The sequence below is a fragment of the Pseudomonas sp. SDO5271_S396 genome (assembly GCF_054071795.1).
The window spans coordinates 109,332-125,112 of record NZ_JBSVWB010000004.1 but is presented as its reverse complement, the minus strand read 5'-3'; the positions used below and the strand labels follow the sequence as shown (position 1 = coordinate 125,112).

At 61.0% G+C, this 15,781-nt stretch carries 14 protein-coding genes and 1 pseudogene; 9 read left to right on the top strand and 6 right to left on the bottom strand.

Annotation, left to right across the window (positions count from 1 at the left end; genetic code table 11):
* The first annotated feature begins 25 nt into the window (after nt 1-25).
* The gene (locus tag ACW9IN_RS05025; protein ID WP_457364840.1) at nt 26-1,450 is read left to right on the top strand and encodes an aminotransferase-like domain-containing protein; all 1,425 of its coding nucleotides are present in this window, start codon (nt 26-28) and stop codon (nt 1,448-1,450) included.
* Between the two features lie 62 nt (nt 1,451-1,512).
* A complete protein-coding gene (locus tag ACW9IN_RS05020) occupies nt 1,513-3,081 on the top strand; it encodes a phospholipase D family protein (RefSeq protein WP_457364839.1) in 1,569 nt (522 codons plus the stop codon).
* Between the two features lie 65 nt (nt 3,082-3,146).
* On the opposite strand, the gene ACW9IN_RS05015 is transcribed toward ACW9IN_RS05020, so the two are convergent.
* Nucleotides 3,147-4,289 carry an MFS transporter gene (locus ACW9IN_RS05015; RefSeq protein WP_457364838.1) on the bottom strand — a complete coding sequence of 381 codons (1,143 nt, stop codon included), beginning with the start codon at nt 4,287-4,289 and terminating at the stop codon, nt 3,147-3,149.
* Between the two features lie 159 nt (nt 4,290-4,448).
* Nucleotides 4,449-5,942, bottom strand: a complete 1,494-nt coding sequence (locus ACW9IN_RS05010) for an aldehyde dehydrogenase (RefSeq protein WP_457364837.1) — start codon at nt 5,940-5,942, stop codon at nt 4,449-4,451.
* A 230-nt stretch (nt 5,943-6,172) separates the two neighbouring features.
* Here ACW9IN_RS05010 and ACW9IN_RS05005 point away from each other — a divergent pair, with 230 nt between their 5' ends.
* Nucleotides 6,173-6,535 (top strand): cupin domain-containing protein, encoded by a 363-nt coding sequence (locus tag ACW9IN_RS05005; protein ID WP_457364836.1) that lies wholly within the window; start codon nt 6,173-6,175, stop codon nt 6,533-6,535.
* 68 nt (nt 6,536-6,603) lie between these two features.
* Here ACW9IN_RS05005 and rpmG read toward each other — a convergent pair whose 3' ends face one another.
* Together rpmG and rpmB are read right to left on the bottom strand one after the other, a co-directional pair.
* Nucleotides 6,604-6,759, bottom strand: coding sequence for a 50S ribosomal protein L33 (rpmG, locus tag ACW9IN_RS05000; RefSeq protein ID WP_457364835.1), 156 nt, complete (start codon nt 6,757-6,759; stop codon nt 6,604-6,606).
* An 11-nt stretch (nt 6,760-6,770) separates the two neighbouring features.
* A complete protein-coding gene (gene rpmB / locus ACW9IN_RS04995) occupies nt 6,771-7,004 on the bottom strand; it encodes a 50S ribosomal protein L28 (RefSeq protein WP_457364834.1) in 234 nt (77 codons plus the stop codon).
* 457 nt (nt 7,005-7,461) lie between these two features.
* Here rpmB and ACW9IN_RS04990 point away from each other — a divergent pair, with 457 nt between their 5' ends.
* The gene (locus tag ACW9IN_RS04990; protein ID WP_457364833.1) at nt 7,462-9,054 is read left to right on the top strand and encodes an ABC transporter substrate-binding protein; all 1,593 of its coding nucleotides are present in this window, start codon (nt 7,462-7,464) and stop codon (nt 9,052-9,054) included.
* Nucleotides 9,055-9,081: 27 nt separating this feature from the next.
* Here the strand turns inward: ACW9IN_RS04990 and radC are convergent, their stop codons facing one another.
* Complete coding sequence (gene radC, locus ACW9IN_RS04985; RefSeq protein WP_457364832.1) at nt 9,082-9,756, bottom strand: RadC family protein; 675 nt, start codon at nt 9,754-9,756, stop codon at nt 9,082-9,084.
* A gap of 143 nt (nt 9,757-9,899) precedes the next feature.
* Here radC and coaBC point away from each other — a divergent pair, with 143 nt between their 5' ends.
* The 4 genes and pseudogenes from coaBC (at nt 9,900) to argB (ending at nt 14,155) form a co-directional block, all read left to right on the top strand.
* A complete protein-coding gene (gene coaBC / locus ACW9IN_RS04980) occupies nt 9,900-11,108 on the top strand; it encodes a bifunctional phosphopantothenoylcysteine decarboxylase/phosphopantothenate--cysteine ligase CoaBC (RefSeq protein ID WP_015886530.1) in 1,209 nt (402 codons plus the stop codon).
* A 5-nt stretch (nt 11,109-11,113) separates the two neighbouring features.
* Entirely contained in the window at nt 11,114-11,569 is a 456-nt protein-coding gene (gene dut / locus ACW9IN_RS04975) for a dUTP diphosphatase (protein ID WP_014720481.1), read from the top strand.
* 239 nt (nt 11,570-11,808) lie between these two features.
* Nucleotides 11,809-13,230, top strand: a pseudogene (locus tag ACW9IN_RS04970) (phosphomannomutase/phosphoglucomutase); the annotation flags it as partial.
* A gap of 19 nt (nt 13,231-13,249) precedes the next feature.
* Complete coding sequence (argB, locus tag ACW9IN_RS04965) at nt 13,250-14,155, top strand: acetylglutamate kinase (protein ID WP_457364831.1); 906 nt, start codon at nt 13,250-13,252, stop codon at nt 14,153-14,155.
* A gap of 99 nt (nt 14,156-14,254) precedes the next feature.
* On the opposite strand, the gene pyrE is transcribed toward argB, so the two are convergent.
* Nucleotides 14,255-14,899, bottom strand: coding sequence for an orotate phosphoribosyltransferase (gene pyrE, locus ACW9IN_RS04960; RefSeq protein ID WP_457364830.1), 645 nt, complete (start codon nt 14,897-14,899; stop codon nt 14,255-14,257).
* A gap of 82 nt (nt 14,900-14,981) precedes the next feature.
* On the opposite strand from pyrE, the gene ACW9IN_RS04955 reads away from it, so the two are divergent.
* On the top strand, nt 14,982-15,761 hold the full coding sequence (locus ACW9IN_RS04955; RefSeq protein WP_457364829.1) for an exodeoxyribonuclease III: 780 nt from the start codon (nt 14,982-14,984) through the stop codon (nt 15,759-15,761).
* Nucleotides 15,762-15,781 lie beyond the last annotated feature (20 nt).

Genomic DNA, 15,781 nt, shown 5'->3' with positions numbered 1-15,781 from the left:
TACTGGTCTCCAGGGAGCGACCGTCATGACGCTTTACGTCAATCTCGCCGAATTGCTCGGCACCCGCATCGAACAGGGCTTCTATCGCCCCGGCGATCGGTTGCCCTCCGTACGGGCCTTGAGCGTAGAACATGGGGTTAGTCTGAGCACTGTCCAGCAGGCTTATCGCTTGCTGGAAGACAACGGCTTGGCCACACCGAAGCCGAAATCCGGCTATTTCGTGCCCGTCAGTCGCGAGTTGCCAGCCCTCCCCGAGGTGGGTCGCCCGGCCCAGCGTCCAGTGGAAATCTCGCAATGGGACCAGGTGCTGGAGCTGATTCGCGCCGTGCCTCGCAAGAACGTCATACAGATGGGGCGCGGCATGCCGGATGTATTGTCGCCCACCATGAAACCCTTGCTTCGCAGCCTTGCACGCGTCAGCCGCCGCCAGGATCTGCCGGGGCTGTACTACGACAATATTCTTGGCTGTATGGAACTGCGCGAACAAATTGCGAGATTGTCGCTGGATTCAGGCTGTCAGTTGACCGCCGAAGACATCGTCATCACCACCGGCTGCCACGAAGCGCTGTCCGCCAGCATTCACGCGATCTGCGAGCCTGGCGATATCGTCGCGGTGGACTCGCCCAGCTTTCACGGCGCCATGCAGACCCTCAAGGGCCTGGGCATGAAAGCCCTGGAAATCCCCACCGACCCCATCACCGGCATCAGCCTCGAAGCCCTGGAGTTGGCGCTGGAGCAGTGGCCGATCAAGGTCATCCAGCTGACGCCCAACTGCAACAACCCTTTGGGCTACATCATGCCGGAGGCGCGTAAAAAGGCACTGCTGACCCTGGCCCAGCGCTTTGACGTGGCAATCATCGAAGACGATGTGTATGGCGAATTGGCCTACAGCTACCCGCGCCCGCGCACCATCAAGTCCTTCGACGAGGATGGCCGTGTATTGCTGTGCAGCTCATTCTCGAAAACCCTCGCCCCTGGCCTGCGCATCGGCTGGGTAGCTCCGGGCCGTTACCTCGAACGGGTGCTGCACATGAAATACATCAGCACCGGCTCCACTGCCACCCAACCGCAGATTGCCATTGCCGAATTCCTGAAAGGCGGCCATTTCGAACCGCATTTGCGCCGGATGCGTACTCAATACCAACGCAATCGCGACTTGATGATCGATTGGGTCAGCCGCTACTTCCCCGCCGGTACCCGTGCGAGCCGACCCCAGGGCAGTTTCATGCTGTGGGTGGAGCTGCCGGAAGGCTTCGACGCCCTCAAGCTCAATCGCACTTTGGTGGAACAAGGCGTACAGGTGGCCGTAGGCAGTATCTTTTCTGCATCGGGCAAGTACCGGAACTGTCTGCGCATGAACTACGCTGCCAAGCCAACCCCGCAGATTGAAGAGGCCGTGCGCAAGGTCGGTGCGGCCGCGAGCAAGATGCTGGCCGAAGCGACGGACTGACCTTTCCCGTGAAATAACCGTCCTATGCCCACAACCGCCCTGTTCTGGAAGCGACGTCCTTGATGATGCAACGGCTTTTACCGCTTTGCCTGTTGGGCGCCCTGACGCTGGGCGGCTGCGCCACCGTGGAGGTACCGCGCATCCCCAGCGACGCCCTGCCCGCCGCGCAATCTTCGTTTGGCCGCTCGATCCAGGCCCAGGCCGCGCCGCACCAGGGGCGCTCGGGCTTTCGCCTGCTGCCCAACAGCAGCGAAGCGTTCATGGCCCGCGCCGAGCTGATCCGCAACGCCCAGACCAGCCTCGACCTGCAGTACTACATCGTTCACGACGGCATCAGCACACGCATGCTGGTGGATGAACTGCTCAAGGCGGCGGACCGTGGCGTACGGGTACGCATCCTGCTGGACGACACCACCAGTGACGGCCTCGACCAGATCATCGCCACCCTCGCCGCCCACCCCAACATCGAAATTCGCCTGTTCAACCCGCTGCATCTGGGGCGCAGTACCGGCGTGACGCGGGCCATGGGCCGACTGTTCAACCTGTCACTGCAACACCGGCGCATGCACAACAAACTGTGGCTCGCGGACAACAGCGTCGCCATCGTCGGCGGGCGCAACCTGGGGGATGAGTACTTCGACGCCGAGCCCAACCTGAACTTCACCGATATCGACATGCTCAGCGTGGGGCCGGTGGCTGAACAGCTCGGGCACAGTTTCGACCAGTACTGGAACAGCGCGCTGAGCAAACCCATCGACGATTTCGTTTCAAACACACCTTCCAAAGGCGATCTCGCCGCCGCCCGCGTGCGCCTGGAGGCATCGCTGGCCGAGTCGCGCCAGCAGAACCACGTGCTCTACAACCGTTTGCGCACCTATCAGACTCAACCGCGCATGAACATCTGGCGCCGCGAGCTGATCTGGGCCTGGAACCAGGCGCTGTGGGATGCGCCGAGCAAGGTGCTGTCCAAGGCCGACCCGGATCCGCAGCTGTTGCTGACCACACAACTGGCGCCGGAGTTGAAGGGGGTCCGCCGCGAGCTGATGATGATTTCGGCGTACTTCGTCCCTGGGCAACCCGGCCTCGTCTACCTGACCGGGCGCGCCGATGCCGGAGTTTCCGTGAGTCTGTTGACTAACTCACTGGAGGCCACGGACGTGCCTGCCGTACACGGCGGTTATGCGCCTTACCGCAAGGCGTTGCTGGAGCACGGGGTGAAACTCTACGAACTGCGCCGCCAACCGGGCGACCCCGGCGCCGGCAGCGGGCCGCACCTGTTTCGACGCGGCACCTTCCGTGGCTCGGACTCCAGCCTGCACAGCAAGGCGATGATCTTTGACCGGGAAAAATCCTTCATCGGCTCCTTCAACTTCGACCCGCGCTCGGTGTTGTGGAACACCGAAGTCGGCGTGCTGGTAGACAGCCCGGAACTGGCGGAACACGTGCGCAACCTGGCCCTGCAAGGCATGGCGCCGGCTTTGAGCTATGAGGCGAAACTACAGGATGGGCAGGTGGTATGGGTCACGGAGGACAACGGCCAGTTGCACACCCTGACCCGCGAGCCGGGCAGTTGGTGGCGCAGGTTCAATGCCTGGTTCGCCACCAGCGTCGGGCTGGAACGCATGCTCTAAACACACTGCCGAACCCATGTGGGAGCTGGCAAGCCAGCTCCCACAATGCTTGTCGTGTTCCAACGTCAGGCGGGCTGTGCTGCACCGAATGCTCCCTGACGCAGGAGCAACATCACCAACCCAAAGGCACCCGCCGCCATCAGCAACGGCAATGCATGCCCATTGATCCACTGGCTGCCCGCCCCGGCCACCAGCGGGCCGATCAGGCAGCCGATGCCCCACAGCTGGGCCACGTGGGCATTGGCGCGCACCAGCGCATCGTCCCGATAACGCTCGCCGATCAGGATCAGCGACAGCGTGAACAGCCCCCCCGCACTCGCGCCGAACAGCACCCAGATCGGCCAGATCAACAGCGTGTGCATCAGCAACGGAACCGCCAGGCTCGACGCCAGCAACAACAGCGCACACCCCAGGAACAGCGTGCGCCGAGGCAGGTAGTCCGCCAATGCACCGATGGGCAGTTGCAGCAACGCATCGCCGACCACCACCGTACTGACCATGGCCAGGGCGATTTCGGCAGTGAAGCCCTGTTGCAGGCAATACACCGGTAGCAGCGTCAGAATCATCGCTTCGAACGCGGCGAACAACGCCACCGCCCAGGCAATCGCCGGCAGGCTCAGGCAGAAGTGCCACAGGTCGCCGAGCGTCACACTGAAGGACTCGGCCGTCGGTGCGCCGGTACGCCCCAACAGCAGCAACGGCGCCACCATCAACAGACCCACGCCGACCCAGAAACCGTAGTCGTGGTCGGTGCCGATCAATCCCAACAACAGGGGCCCCGAAAGCTGGCTCAACGCATAGCTGCAGCCGTACAACGCCACCAGCCGGCCACGCCACTGCTCCACCACCAATTGGTTGATCCAGCTTTCACCGAGGATGAACACGATGGTCAGGATCACCCCGATCATCAGCCGCAGCACCAGCCACACCGGGTAGCTCGGCAGGATCGCCAACAAGCCGATGGACACTGCGCCGGCCCACAGACACAAGCGCATCAGGTTGGCAGTGCCCAACCACGAGGCCATCCGGCTGGAAACCTTGGCCCCCAGCAGAACGCCAAAAGCCGGCATGGCCGCCATCACGCCAATGGCGAAACTTCCGTAGCCCCAGCTTTCCAGGCGCAGGGACACCAGCGGCATGCTGACACCCAGCGCCAGGCCGACGCTGAGCACCGAGGCCAGGACGGCAAAGTAAGTCGCCCAACGCATTTCCACGCTCCTGTGGATCATGTTTGAGAACACACAAATCAGTGTGGGAGCGGGCTTGCTCGCGAATACGCTGGGTCAGTCAGCACATATACCGACTGAACTACCGTATTCGCGGGCAAGCCCGCTCCCACTTTTTTGAACTGCTGTGATGCCTGAACGTTACAGCTTGATCCAGGTCGCCTTCAGCTCCGTGTATTTGTCGAACGCGTGCAGCGACTTGTCGCGGCCATTACCCGATTGCTTGAAGCCACCGAACGGCGCGGTCATGTCGCCGCCGTCATACTGGTTGACCCATACGCTGCCGGCGCGCAAGGCCCTGGCGGTGAGGTGCGCCTTGGAGATGTCCGCCGTCCAGACTGCGGCGGCCAGGCCATATTGGGTGTCGTTGGCAATCGCGATGGCCTCTTCGGCGCTGTCGAATGTGATCACCGACAGCACCGGGCCAAAAATTTCTTCCTGGGCAATCCTCATCGCGTTGGTCACACCATCGAAAATCGTCGGCTCGACGTAGGTGCCGCCGGTTTCTTCGAGGGTACGCTTGCCGCCCGCCACCAGCTTGGCGCCATCAGCGTGGCCAGCTTCGATGTACGAGAGCACCGTGTTCATCTGCTGGGTGTCCACCAACGCGCCGACGTTGGTAGCTGGATCCAGAGGATTGCCCGGTTTCCAGCCCTTGAGCGCCTCGATCACCAGTGGCAGGAATTTGTCCTTGATGGAGCGCTCTACCAGCAGGCGCGAACCCGCGGTGCAGACTTCGCCCTGGTTGAAAGCGATGGCGCTGGCGGCGGATTCAGCCGCGGCTTGCAGATCCGGGGCATCCGCGAACACGATGTTCGGGCTCTTGCCACCCGCTTCCAGCCAAACGCGCTTCATGTTCGACTCGCCGGAGCGAATCAACAATTGCTTGGCGATCTTGGTCGAACCGGTAAACACCAGGGTGTCGACGTCCATGTGCAGCGCCAGCGCATTGCCCACCGTGTGGCCGTAACCCGGCAGCACGTTGAACACGCCTTTTGGAATACCGGCTTCCACCGCCAGGGCGGCGATGCGGATGGCGGTCAGTGGAGATTTTTCCGACGGTTTGAGGATCACCGAGTTACCGGTGGACAGCGCCGGGCCCAGTTTCCAGCACGCCATCATCAACGGGAAGTTCCACGGCACGATAGCGCCCACCACACCAACAGGCTCGCGCGTCACGAGGCCCAGTTGGTCGTGCGGGGTAGCCGCAACTTCGTCATAGATCTTGTCGATGGCTTCGCCGCTCCAGCTCAAGGCGTTGGCGGCGCCCGCCACGTCGACCGCCAGGGAATCGCTGATCGGCTTGCCCATGTCCAGGGTTTCGAGCAACGCCAGCTCTTCGGCATTGGCCTTGAGCAGCGCCGCGAAACGGATCATCGCAGACTTGCGCTTGGCCGGCGCCAGGCGCGACCACACGCCGGAATTGAAAGTGGCGCGGGCGTTTTCCACGGCGCGCTGCGCGTCGTCGGCGTCACAACTGGCAACGGTGGCCAGCAGACGGCCATCGACCGGGCTGATGCATTCGAACGTGGCGCCGGAAACGGCGGCGGTGTACTCGCCGTTGATGTAGGCGCGGCCTTCGATCTTCAGGTCCTTGGCGCGTTGTTCCCAGTCGGCACGGGTCAGGGTGGTCATGCGAGTGTCCTCCTCTTATTGAATACAAGGGCCAGGCGATGTCCCCTGGCAACCTCACAGAATTCTTGCCCGGCCAGCCTGCTGTTCGGCTCAAGGCAGCTGCCACCCTAAACCAGCGGCTGGGGGTGTTTCAATATATTTGACATAACGCCGGCAAACGCCCTTGCGATGTTCATTTTAATAAACATAGACTTTGGGCTTTCCAACCCCAGGCCAGACGGGACACGCACATGAGCATCCAGGACATCGTCGACTTCAGCCAAGCCAAGACCGCCGCCGATCGCTACCGCCCTGCCGCCGAAAAAATCCTCAAGGGCGATCCCGAGCAAACGATCTATAACCACTACAACAGTCCATGTGGCCAGATGAGTGCCGGGGTCTGGGAGGGTGAGGTCGGACACTGGAAGGTCAACTACACCGAGCATGAGTATTGCGAGATCGTGCAGGGGGTGTCGGTGCTGCGCGATACGGATGGCAACGCCAAGACCCTGCGCGCGGGCGACCGCTTCGTGATCCCCGCAGGCTTCAGCGGGACCTGGGAAGTGCTGGAGCCCTGCCGAAAGATCTACGTGGTGTTCGAACAAAAGGCCTGATCAGCGAATTACAGGCAAAAAAAAGCCCGTCTCTCGCGATACGGGCTTTTTTTCAGGAGGAAAATCAATTACTTGATTTTGCCTTCTTTGTACATCACGTGCTTGCGAACGCGCGGGTCGAACATTTTCTTTTCGAGCTTGTCCGGGGTAGTACGCTTGTTCTTGTCGGTAGTGTAGAAGTGACCAGTACCGGCGCTAGAGATCATTCGAATCAATTCACGCATGATAGAACTCCTTAGATCTTGCCAGCGGCGCGGATTTCGGCCAGCACGGCAGTAATGCCACGCTTGTCGATGATGCGCATGCCTTTGGCGGATACACGCAGGCGAACAAAACGTTTCTCTTCTTCAACCCAGAAGCGGTGATGCTGCAGGTTCGGCAGGAAACGACGACGGGTTTTGTTATTTGCGTGGGAAATGTTATTCCCAGTCACCGGACCCTTACCGGTAACTTGACAGACTCTCGACATGCCTCAGCCCTCTAAAACCACATGCCCAACCCGGCATGGGTTGGCCGCTTAATCTCTCAGTCATTTGGCGCCAGGCGCCGCGTTTCTTTAGGGTCTTACCGGCTACACCTACAAGCGAAGGAACCGGGCCCCTAGAAAAGAGCGCTGCTTTATACCAGAAAGACCCAAGCGCAACAACATCCTGTGAGTTTTTCCCTGTGCAAATCTGGGCAGCGGGCGCCTGAACCGTTGCCAGCAGGGGCGCTGTAACTGCCGACCGCTCGTCGCACAGAATGATTCACCGCGCTCGCGCGCACGACAAAATGCGCAGCGAAACTCACCGAGGCGCTATCAAAACAGCATTTGCCCCAAAAACACAGGCAAAAATGGACTGGTCATTTATCCAACAGGCCACTACGGTAGGCCTTTTCCAGACTGCACTCGCAGATGGGCCTTCGATCTGCAAAGGAAACCGACTATGCGCCTCGCTGCCCTACCGCTGTTGCTCGCTCCTCTCTTTATTGCGCCCCTGGCGTCTGCCGCCACCAACCTGAGCGTCTGCACCGAGGCCAGCCCCGAGGGCTTCGACGTGGTGCAGTACAACTCGCTGACCACCACCAACGCTTCAGCCGACACGCTGATGAACCGCCTGGTGGACTACGACGCGGTCAGTGGCAAGCTGGTGCCGAGCCTCGCGGACAGCTGGGAGGTGTCGCCGGATGGTCTGACATACACCTTCAAACTGCACCCGGACGTGAAATTCCATCGCACCGAGTACTTCACCCCAAGCCGCACCCTGACTGCCGAAGACGTGCGCTTCAGCTTCGAACGCATGCTGGACCCGGCCAACCCGTGGCATCAGGTAGCCCAGAGCGGCTTCCCCCACGCCCAGTCACTGCAACTGCCGGCGCTGATCAAAAAGATCGACGCGCTCGACCCGCTGACCGTGCGCTTCACCCTGGATCACGCCGACTCTACCTTCCTGGCGGCCCTGAGCATGGGCTTCGCCTCTATCTATTCGGCGGAATACGCCGACAAACTGCTCAAGGCCGGTGCCACCGAAAAGCTCAACAGCCAACCGATCGGTACAGGCCCCTTCGTTTTCGTGCGTTTCCAGAAAGACGCCGTGGTGCGCTACAAAGCCAACCCGGACTATTTTGCCGGCAAACCTGCCGTGGATAACTTGATCTTCGCCATCACCCCGGACGCCAATGTGCGCCTGCAGAAACTGCGTCGGGATGAATGCCAGATCGCCCTGTCGCCCAAGCCGCTGGATGTGAGCGAGGCTGAAAAGGACGCTGCGCTCAACGTCGAGAAAACCGCCGCCTTCATGACCGCTTTCGTGGCTATCAACAGCCAGCACCCGCCTTTGGACAAACCCGAAGTGCGTCAGGCGATCAACCTGGCCTTCGACAAGGCCAGCTACCTGAAAAGCGTATTTGAAGGCACCGCCGAAGCCGCCAACGGCATTTACCCGCCCAATACCTGGAGCTATGCCAAGGAACTGTCGGGTTATCCACAGGACCTCGCCAAGGCCAAGGCACTGCTGGACCGTGCCGGGCTCAAGGACGGTTTCAAGACCACGATCTGGACGCGCCCTACTGGCAGCCTGCTGAACCCCAACCCGAACCTCGGCGCGCAACTGCTGCAGGCAGACCTCGCCAAAGTCGGCATCCAGGCTGAAATTCGCGTGATCGAGTGGGGCGAGCTGATTCGCCGCGCCAAGGCCGGCGAACACGATTTGCTGTTCATGGGCTGGGCCGGCGACAACGGCGACCCGGATAACTTCCTCACCCCTCAGTTCTCCTGCGCCGCAGTCAAGTCCGGCACCAACTTTGCCCGCTACTGCGACCCTGCACTGGACAAGCTGATCAGCGCCGGCAAGACCACCAGCGAGCAGGGCGTGCGCAGCAAGCTGTATCAGCAGGCGCAGGCGCAGATCCAGCAGCAGGCACTGTGGCTGCCGCTGGCGCACCCGACGGCCTTTGCGCTGACACGCAAGGGCGTAGAGGGCTATCAGGTCAGCCCGTTTGGCCGGCAAGACTTCTCCAAGGTCAGCGTCAAGCCATGAATACAACCCCGCCCCACTGGGGCGGGTTTACATCCACCCGTATTCAGCCATCGACAGCGGATCACCATCGCCAACGATGATGTGATCCAACACTCGCACATCGATCACTTCCAGCGCCGTTTGCAGCAGCTTGGTCAATTTTCGATCAGCCGCGCTTGGCTCAAGGCTGCCGGAAGGATGGTTGTGGCACAGGATCAACGCTGCGGCGTTGTAGGCCAGGGCGCGCTTGACCACTTGTCGCGGGTACACCATGGCCGAATTGATGGTGCCCTGGGACATCACCTCGAAGCCCAGCACTCGGTGCTTGGAGTCTAGAAACAGACACCCGAAAGTCTCGTGGGGCTCATGGCGCAGCATCGCCTTGAGGTAGTCGCGCACGGCTCGCGGGCTTTCCAACACCGAATCACTCCTCAGCCGCTCGGCCATGTGGCGCCGGGCCATTTCCAGCACAGCCTGCAATTGGGCGAACTTGGCCGGCCCCAGGCCCAATTGCTGGCTGAACAGTGCCAGGTTGGCCTCCAGCAGCGGTCGCAGGCCTCCAAACTGCGCAAGCAGATGTCGCGCAAGGTCCACGGCACTGCGCCCGGACACCCCGGTGCGCAGGAAAATCGCCAACAGCTCGGCATCGGAGAGGCTCTGCGCGCCCCCTTCCAGAAGCTTCTCTCGTGGCCGCTCTGCCGCAGGCCAATCACGAATACTCATCCCACCTCCGTGTGTACGTGCTCCGCTGTTGCCTGGCGGACGCTGTGTTATCTTAGGCCCTCTTTTTTGCGAGCGATTTCACCTGGGGAGGGGGCATCGTTCGCGCCATTGAACTGGCATCACTGAACTGGAAAGGCAAACCAATGCAGCGTCTGTATCGGAAACGCATCGTTCTCGGCGTCGGCGGCGGCATTGCCGCCTACAAGAGCGCTGAACTGGTCCGCAGGCTTCTGGACCAAGGTGCCGAAGTGCGTGTGGTCATGACCCGTGGTGGCAGTGAGTTCATCACCCCGCTGACCATGCAGGCCCTGTCCGGCCACCCGGTTCACCTGGACCTGCTCGACCCGGCCGCCGAAGCCGCCATGGGCCATATCGAACTGGCCAAATGGGCCGACCTGGTGCTGATCGCCCCGGCCACCGCCGACTTGATTGCCCGCCTGGCCCAAGGCATCGCCGACGACCTGCTGACCACCCTGGTACTGGCCACCGATGCCACCGTTGCCATCGCCCCTGCCATGAACCAGGCCATGTGGCGCGACCCTGCCACCCAAGCCAACACCCAACTGCTGCAAAGCCGTGGCCTCAAAGTGTTCGGTCCGGCGTCCGGCAGCCAGGCCTGCGGCGACGTCGGCATGGGCCGCATGCTCGAAGCCACCGACCTGGCGCTGTGCGCGGCCGAGTGCTTCCAGCACCTGGCCCTCACCGGTAAACATGTGCTGATCACTGCCGGTCCGACCCAGGAAAACATCGACCCGGTGCGCTACATCACCAACCATAGTTCAGGAAAAATGGGCTTTGCCCTGGCTGAAGCGGCGGTCGAGGCAGGCGCACGCGTCACCCTGATCACAGGTCCGGTGCATTTGCCGACCCCGGATCGCGTCACGCGAATCGACGTGGTCAGTGCCCGGGACATGCTGGCGGCCTGCGAAGCCGCTATTCCGTGCGACTTGTTTATCGCTTCGGCAGCGGTTGCGGACTACCGTCCAGAAGTGGTCGCCCCGCAAAAGCTCAAGAAAGACCCTACAAGCGGCGACGGCCTGCTCCTGCAAATGGTGCGCAACCCGGACATCCTGGCAACTATCGCCACCCGCCCGGACCGTCCCTTCAGTGTCGGCTTCGCCGCCGAGACCGAGCACCTGCTGGACTACGCCGCCCGCAAATTGAAAGACAAAAACCTCGACCTGATCGTTGCCAACGATGTCGCCAACCCGAGCATCGGCTTCAACAGCGAGGAAAACGCCTGCAGCGTGATTGATCGCGAGCTGCACGCCACCCTTTTCGCCCAGACCAGCAAAGGCAAGATTGCCCGCCAACTGATCTCTTTCATCGCCCAACGGCTGAACCAGGTTTAATTTACATGCACGCTTTGCAAGCCAAGATTCTCGACCCCCGACTCGGCAACGAATTCCCTCTGCCAGCCTACGCCACACCGGGCTCCGCCGGCCTGGACCTGCGCGCCATGCTCAAGGAAGACACCGTTCTTGAGCCGGGCCAGACGATCCTTATCCCTACCGGCCTGTCGATCTATGTCGGCGACCCGGGCCTGGCTGCGCTGATCCTGCCGCGTTCGGGCCTGGGCCATAAACATGGCATCGTGCTGGGCAACCTGGTCGGCCTGATCGACTCGGACTACCAGGGCGAATTGATGGTGTCGTGCTGGAACCGTGGCCAGACCGCGTTCAACATCGCTGTCGGCGAGCGAATCGCCCAGTTGGTGCTGGTGCCGGTGGTGCAGGCGCACTTCGAACTGGTGCAGGAATTCGACGAAACCCAACGCGGTGCCGGCGGGTTTGGGCATTCCGGCAGTCACTGACTAAGCTGAATCAGGCCGGACGCCTTTGTCCGGCCCGACGCCTGCGCAAGGCCTTTCAGGATGAAGAATGCGCGCACCGAATCAGCGAGATTTCCCCAGCGAAATCAAGGTATTACGCAGAAAAAGCCACAAAGCTTGTGCGCCGATGGCATTTTTGCACCACGAACTCTCTGCCGAAAACGTCGTCATACCCTTCAGTTTGAGCCTGCCGGTCAGCCACACAAGGCCAGCCTTGCCCCCTTCAGATGGAGTTTCCCCCCGCGATGAGTACCGCAGCCCGAGTAGCCCCGACATTCCCCGACAGCATCTTTCGCGCCTATGACATCCGCGGCGTGGTGCCCAAGACCCTGACCGCCGAAACCGCCTACTGGATCGGCCGCGCCATTGGCGCCCAGAGCCTGGCCCAGGGCGAACCCAACGTTTCGGTCGGCCGTGACGGTCGCCTCTCCGGTCCGGAGCTGGTGGAACAACTGATCCAGGGCCTGGCCGACAGCGGTTGCCACGTGAGCGACGTCGGTCTGGTACCCACTCCGGCGCTGTACTACGCCGCCAACGTGCTGGCCGGCAAATCCGGCGTCATGCTCACTGGTAGCCATAACCCGTCGGACTACAACGGCTTCAAGATCGTCATCGCCGGCGACACCCTCGCCAACGAGCAGATCCAGGCCCTGCATACCCGCCTGAAGACCAACGACCTGACGAGCGGCAAAGGCAGCATCACCAAAGTCGACATCCTGCAACGCTACGCTGACGAAATTACCCGCGACGTCAAACTCGCGCGCCGCCTGAAAGTGGTGGTGGACTGCGGTAACGGCGCGGCCGGCGTGATCGCTCCACAATTGCTCGAAGCCCTCAACTGCGAAGTGATCCCGTTGTTCTGCGAGGTCGACGGCAACTTCCCCAACCACCACCCCGACCCGGGCAAACCTGAGAACGTGGTGGACCTGATTGCCAAGGTCAAGGAAACCGGTGCCGATGTGGGCCTGGCCTTCGACGGCGATGGCGATCGTGTTGGCGTGGTGACCAATACCGGTGAGAACGTCTTTGCCGACCGCCTGCTGATGCTGTTCGCCCGTGACGTGGTGTCGCGCAATGCCAACGCCGAAATCATTTTCGACGTGAAGTGCACCCGTCGTCTCACGCCACTGATCAAGGAATACGGCGGTCGCCCCCTAATGTGGAAGACCGGTCATTCGTTGATCAAAAAGAAAATGAAGGAAACCGGCGCCCTGCTGGCCGGCGAAATGAGCGGCCACGTGTTCTTCAAGGAGCGCTGGTTCGGGTTTGACGACGGTATTTACAGTGCCGCACGCCTGCTGGAGATCCTCAGCAAGGAAAAATCCACGGCGCAGGAGCTGTTTCAGACCTTCCCGAACGATATTTCTACGCCAGAAATCAATATCCATGTGACCGAAGAGAGCAAATTCAGCATCATTGACGCACTGCACGATGCGCAATGGGGTGAAGGTGCCAACCCGACCACCATTGATGGTGTGCGAGTCGATTACGCCAAAGGCTGGGGCCTGGTTCGCGCGTCCAACACCACACCGGTGCTGGTCCTGCGTTTCGAGGCGGATACCGAGGCTGAGTTGCAGCGCATCAAGGACGTGTTCCACGCCCAGTTGAAACGTGTTGCCCCTGATCTCCAATTACCGTTCTGATTTTTTACCGGAGCCCTGAATGACCCTCGAACGCGAAGCCGCTGCCAACACCGCCAAAGTCCTGTCCGAAGCGTTGCCTTATATTCGACGCTACGTCGGCAAGACGCTGGTGATCAAGTACGGCGGCAACGCCATGGAAAGCGACGAGCTGAAAACCGGCTTTGCCCGCGACATCGTGTTGATGAAAGCCGTAGGGATCAACCCGGTGGTGGTGCACGGTGGCGGTCCGCAAATCGGCGACCTGCTCAAGCGCTTGTCGATCGAGAGTCACTTCATCGATGGCATGCGCGTCACGGACGCGCAGACCATGGACGTGGTGGAAATGGTCCTCGGTGGCCAGGTGAACAAAGACATCGTCAACCTGATCAACCGCCATGGCGGCAGTGCCATCGGCCTGACCGGCAAGGACGCGGAACTGATCCGTGCGAAAAAACTGACGGTCACCCGTCAGACGCCGGAGATGACCCAACCGGAAATCATCGATATTGGCCAAGTGGGCGAAGTGGTTGGCGTGAACACCGACCTGCTGAATCTGCTGGTGAAAGGCGATTTCATTCCGGTGATCGCGCCGATCGGCGTAGGCGCCAATGGCGAGTCCTACAACATCAACGCCGACCTCGTGGCCGGCAAGGTGGCCGAAGCATTGAAGGCTGAAAAGCTCATGCTGCTGACCAACATCGCCGGCCTGCTGGACAAGGAAGGCAAGGTGCTGACCGGCCTGACCACCCAACAGGTGGACGACCTGATCGCCGACGGCACCATCTACGGCGGCATGCTGCCGAAGATCCGCTGCGCACTCGAAGCAGTACAGGGCGGCGTCGGCAGCTCGCTGATCATCGATGGCCGCGTGCCGAACGCGGTGCTGCTCGAGATCTTCACGGATACCGGCATGGGCACGCTGATCAGTAACCGCAAGCGTCCTTAAACACTGAAAACAAAAAGCCCCCGCTCAATTCAATTGAGCGGGGGCTTTTTTATACACACAGATTTTGCAGCAATGTGGAGATCCCCTGTGGGATTTGGGTCAGACGCCAAACTGCTCGCGGTATGCGCGAACCGCAGGCAAATGCTGCTTGAGCTGCGGATCATCTTCCAGGAATTGCAGCACCTGGTTCAGCGATACGATGCTCACCACCGGAATGCCGAAGTCACGCTCCACTTCCTGGATCGCCGACAACTCACCGTTGCCACGCTCCTGACGGTTCAATGCGATCAGCACGCCGGCGGCCTTGGCGCCGTCCTGGGAGGCGATAATCTGCATCACTTCACGGATCGCGGTGCCGGCAGTGATCACGTCATCGATGATCAGCACGTCACCCTTGAGCGGAGCGCCCACCAGGCTGCCGCCTTCACCGTGGGCCTTGGCTTCCTTGCGGTTGAAGCACCATGGCAGGTCCTGCCCGTGGTGCTCGGCCAGGGCGACGGCGGTCGCGGCGGCCAGGGGAATACCTTTGTAGGCCGGGCCGAACAGCACGTCGAAAGGAATACCGCTTTCAACGATAGCGGCCGCATAGAAACGACCCAATTGAGCCAACGCGGAACCGGAGTTGAACAGGCCCGCATTGAAGAAATACGGGCTGGTGCGCCCGGACTTGAGGGTGAACTCACCGAAGCGCAAAACCCCGCGATCGATGGCAAAACGAATGAAATCGCGTTGATACGCCTGCATGAAAAAAGCCTCAGATACCACGGATTTAGCTAATTAGGTAGACGGCGTGTATCATACACGCACGCGATTTTTGGGGCCATTTATGCGGATCATCAGTGTGAACGTCAATGGTATTCAGGCTGCAGTCGAGCGTGGTTTGCTCAGTTGGCTGCAAGCACAGAATGCCGACGTCATCTGCCTGCAGGACACCCGCGCCTCCGCCTTTGAACTGGACGACCCAGCCTTCCAACTGGATGGCTACTTCCTTTATGCCTGCGATGCCGAAGTACCCTCCCAAGGTGGTGTGGCTTTGTACTCGCGGTTGCAACCCAAGGCAGTCATCAGCGGCCTCGGCTTCGAGACAGCCGATCGCTACGGGCGCTACCTGCAAGCCGATTTCGACAAGGTCAGCATCGCGACCTTGCTGCTCCCTTCGGGGCAGAACGGCGATGAAGACTTGAACCAGAAGTTCAAGCTAATGGACGACTTCGCCCGTTACCTGGATAAACAGCGGCGTAAACGTCGCGAGTACATTTACTGTGGCTCGCTGTACGTGGCGCAACAGAAGCTGGATATCAAGAACTGGCGCGACAGCCAGCAATCCCCGGGCTTCCTGGCGCCGGAGCGGGCCTGGATGGACGAGATTGTCGGCAACATGGGTTATGTCGACGCACTGCGGGAAGTCAATCGCGAAGGCGACCAGTACAGCTGGTGGCCGGATAACGAACAGGCCGAGATGCTCAACCTGGGCTGGCGCTTCGATTATCAGCTGCTGACCCCGGGCCTGCGCAGATTCGTTCGCAGCGCACGCCTGCCGCGCCAGCCGCGCTTCTCGCAGCACGCGCCGCTGATCGTGGACTACGACTGGACGCTGACCATCTGAGGTCTTACTCCAGGCACAAA

Bases quoted from the DNA above. Each gene is read 5' to 3' on its own strand.
- ACW9IN_RS05010 (WP_457364837.1), bottom strand. From the start codon at position 5,942: ATGACCACCCTGACCCGTGCCGACTGGGAACAACGCGCCAAGGACCTG.
- rpmB (WP_457364834.1), bottom strand. From the start codon at position 7,004: ATGTCGAGAGTCTGTCAAGTTACCGGTAAGGGTCCGGTGACTGGGAAT.
- ACW9IN_RS05005 (WP_457364836.1), top strand. From the start codon at position 6,173: ATGAGCATCCAGGACATCGTCGACTTCAGCCAAGCCAAGACCGCCGCC.
- ACW9IN_RS04955 (WP_457364829.1), top strand. From the start codon at position 14,982: ATGCGGATCATCAGTGTGAACGTCAATGGTATTCAGGCTGCAGTCGAG.
- ACW9IN_RS05020 (WP_457364839.1), top strand. From the start codon at position 1,513: ATGATGCAACGGCTTTTACCGCTTTGCCTGTTGGGCGCCCTGACGCTG.
- dut (WP_014720481.1), top strand. From the start codon at position 11,114: ATGCACGCTTTGCAAGCCAAGATTCTCGACCCCCGACTCGGCAACGAA.
- argB (WP_457364831.1), top strand. From the start codon at position 13,250: ATGACCCTCGAACGCGAAGCCGCTGCCAACACCGCCAAAGTCCTGTCC.
- ACW9IN_RS04990 (WP_457364833.1), top strand. From the start codon at position 7,462: ATGCGCCTCGCTGCCCTACCGCTGTTGCTCGCTCCTCTCTTTATTGCG.
- ACW9IN_RS05015 (WP_457364838.1), bottom strand. From the start codon at position 4,289: ATGCGTTGGGCGACTTACTTTGCCGTCCTGGCCTCGGTGCTCAGCGTC.
- coaBC (WP_015886530.1), top strand. From the start codon at position 9,900: ATGCAGCGTCTGTATCGGAAACGCATCGTTCTCGGCGTCGGCGGCGGC.
- rpmG (WP_457364835.1), bottom strand. From the start codon at position 6,759: ATGCGTGAATTGATTCGAATGATCTCTAGCGCCGGTACTGGTCACTTC.
- pyrE (WP_457364830.1), bottom strand. From the start codon at position 14,899: ATGCAGGCGTATCAACGCGATTTCATTCGTTTTGCCATCGATCGCGGG.
- radC (WP_457364832.1), bottom strand. From the start codon at position 9,756: ATGAGTATTCGTGATTGGCCTGCGGCAGAGCGGCCACGAGAGAAGCTT.
- ACW9IN_RS05025 (WP_457364840.1), top strand. From the start codon at position 26: ATGACGCTTTACGTCAATCTCGCCGAATTGCTCGGCACCCGCATCGAA.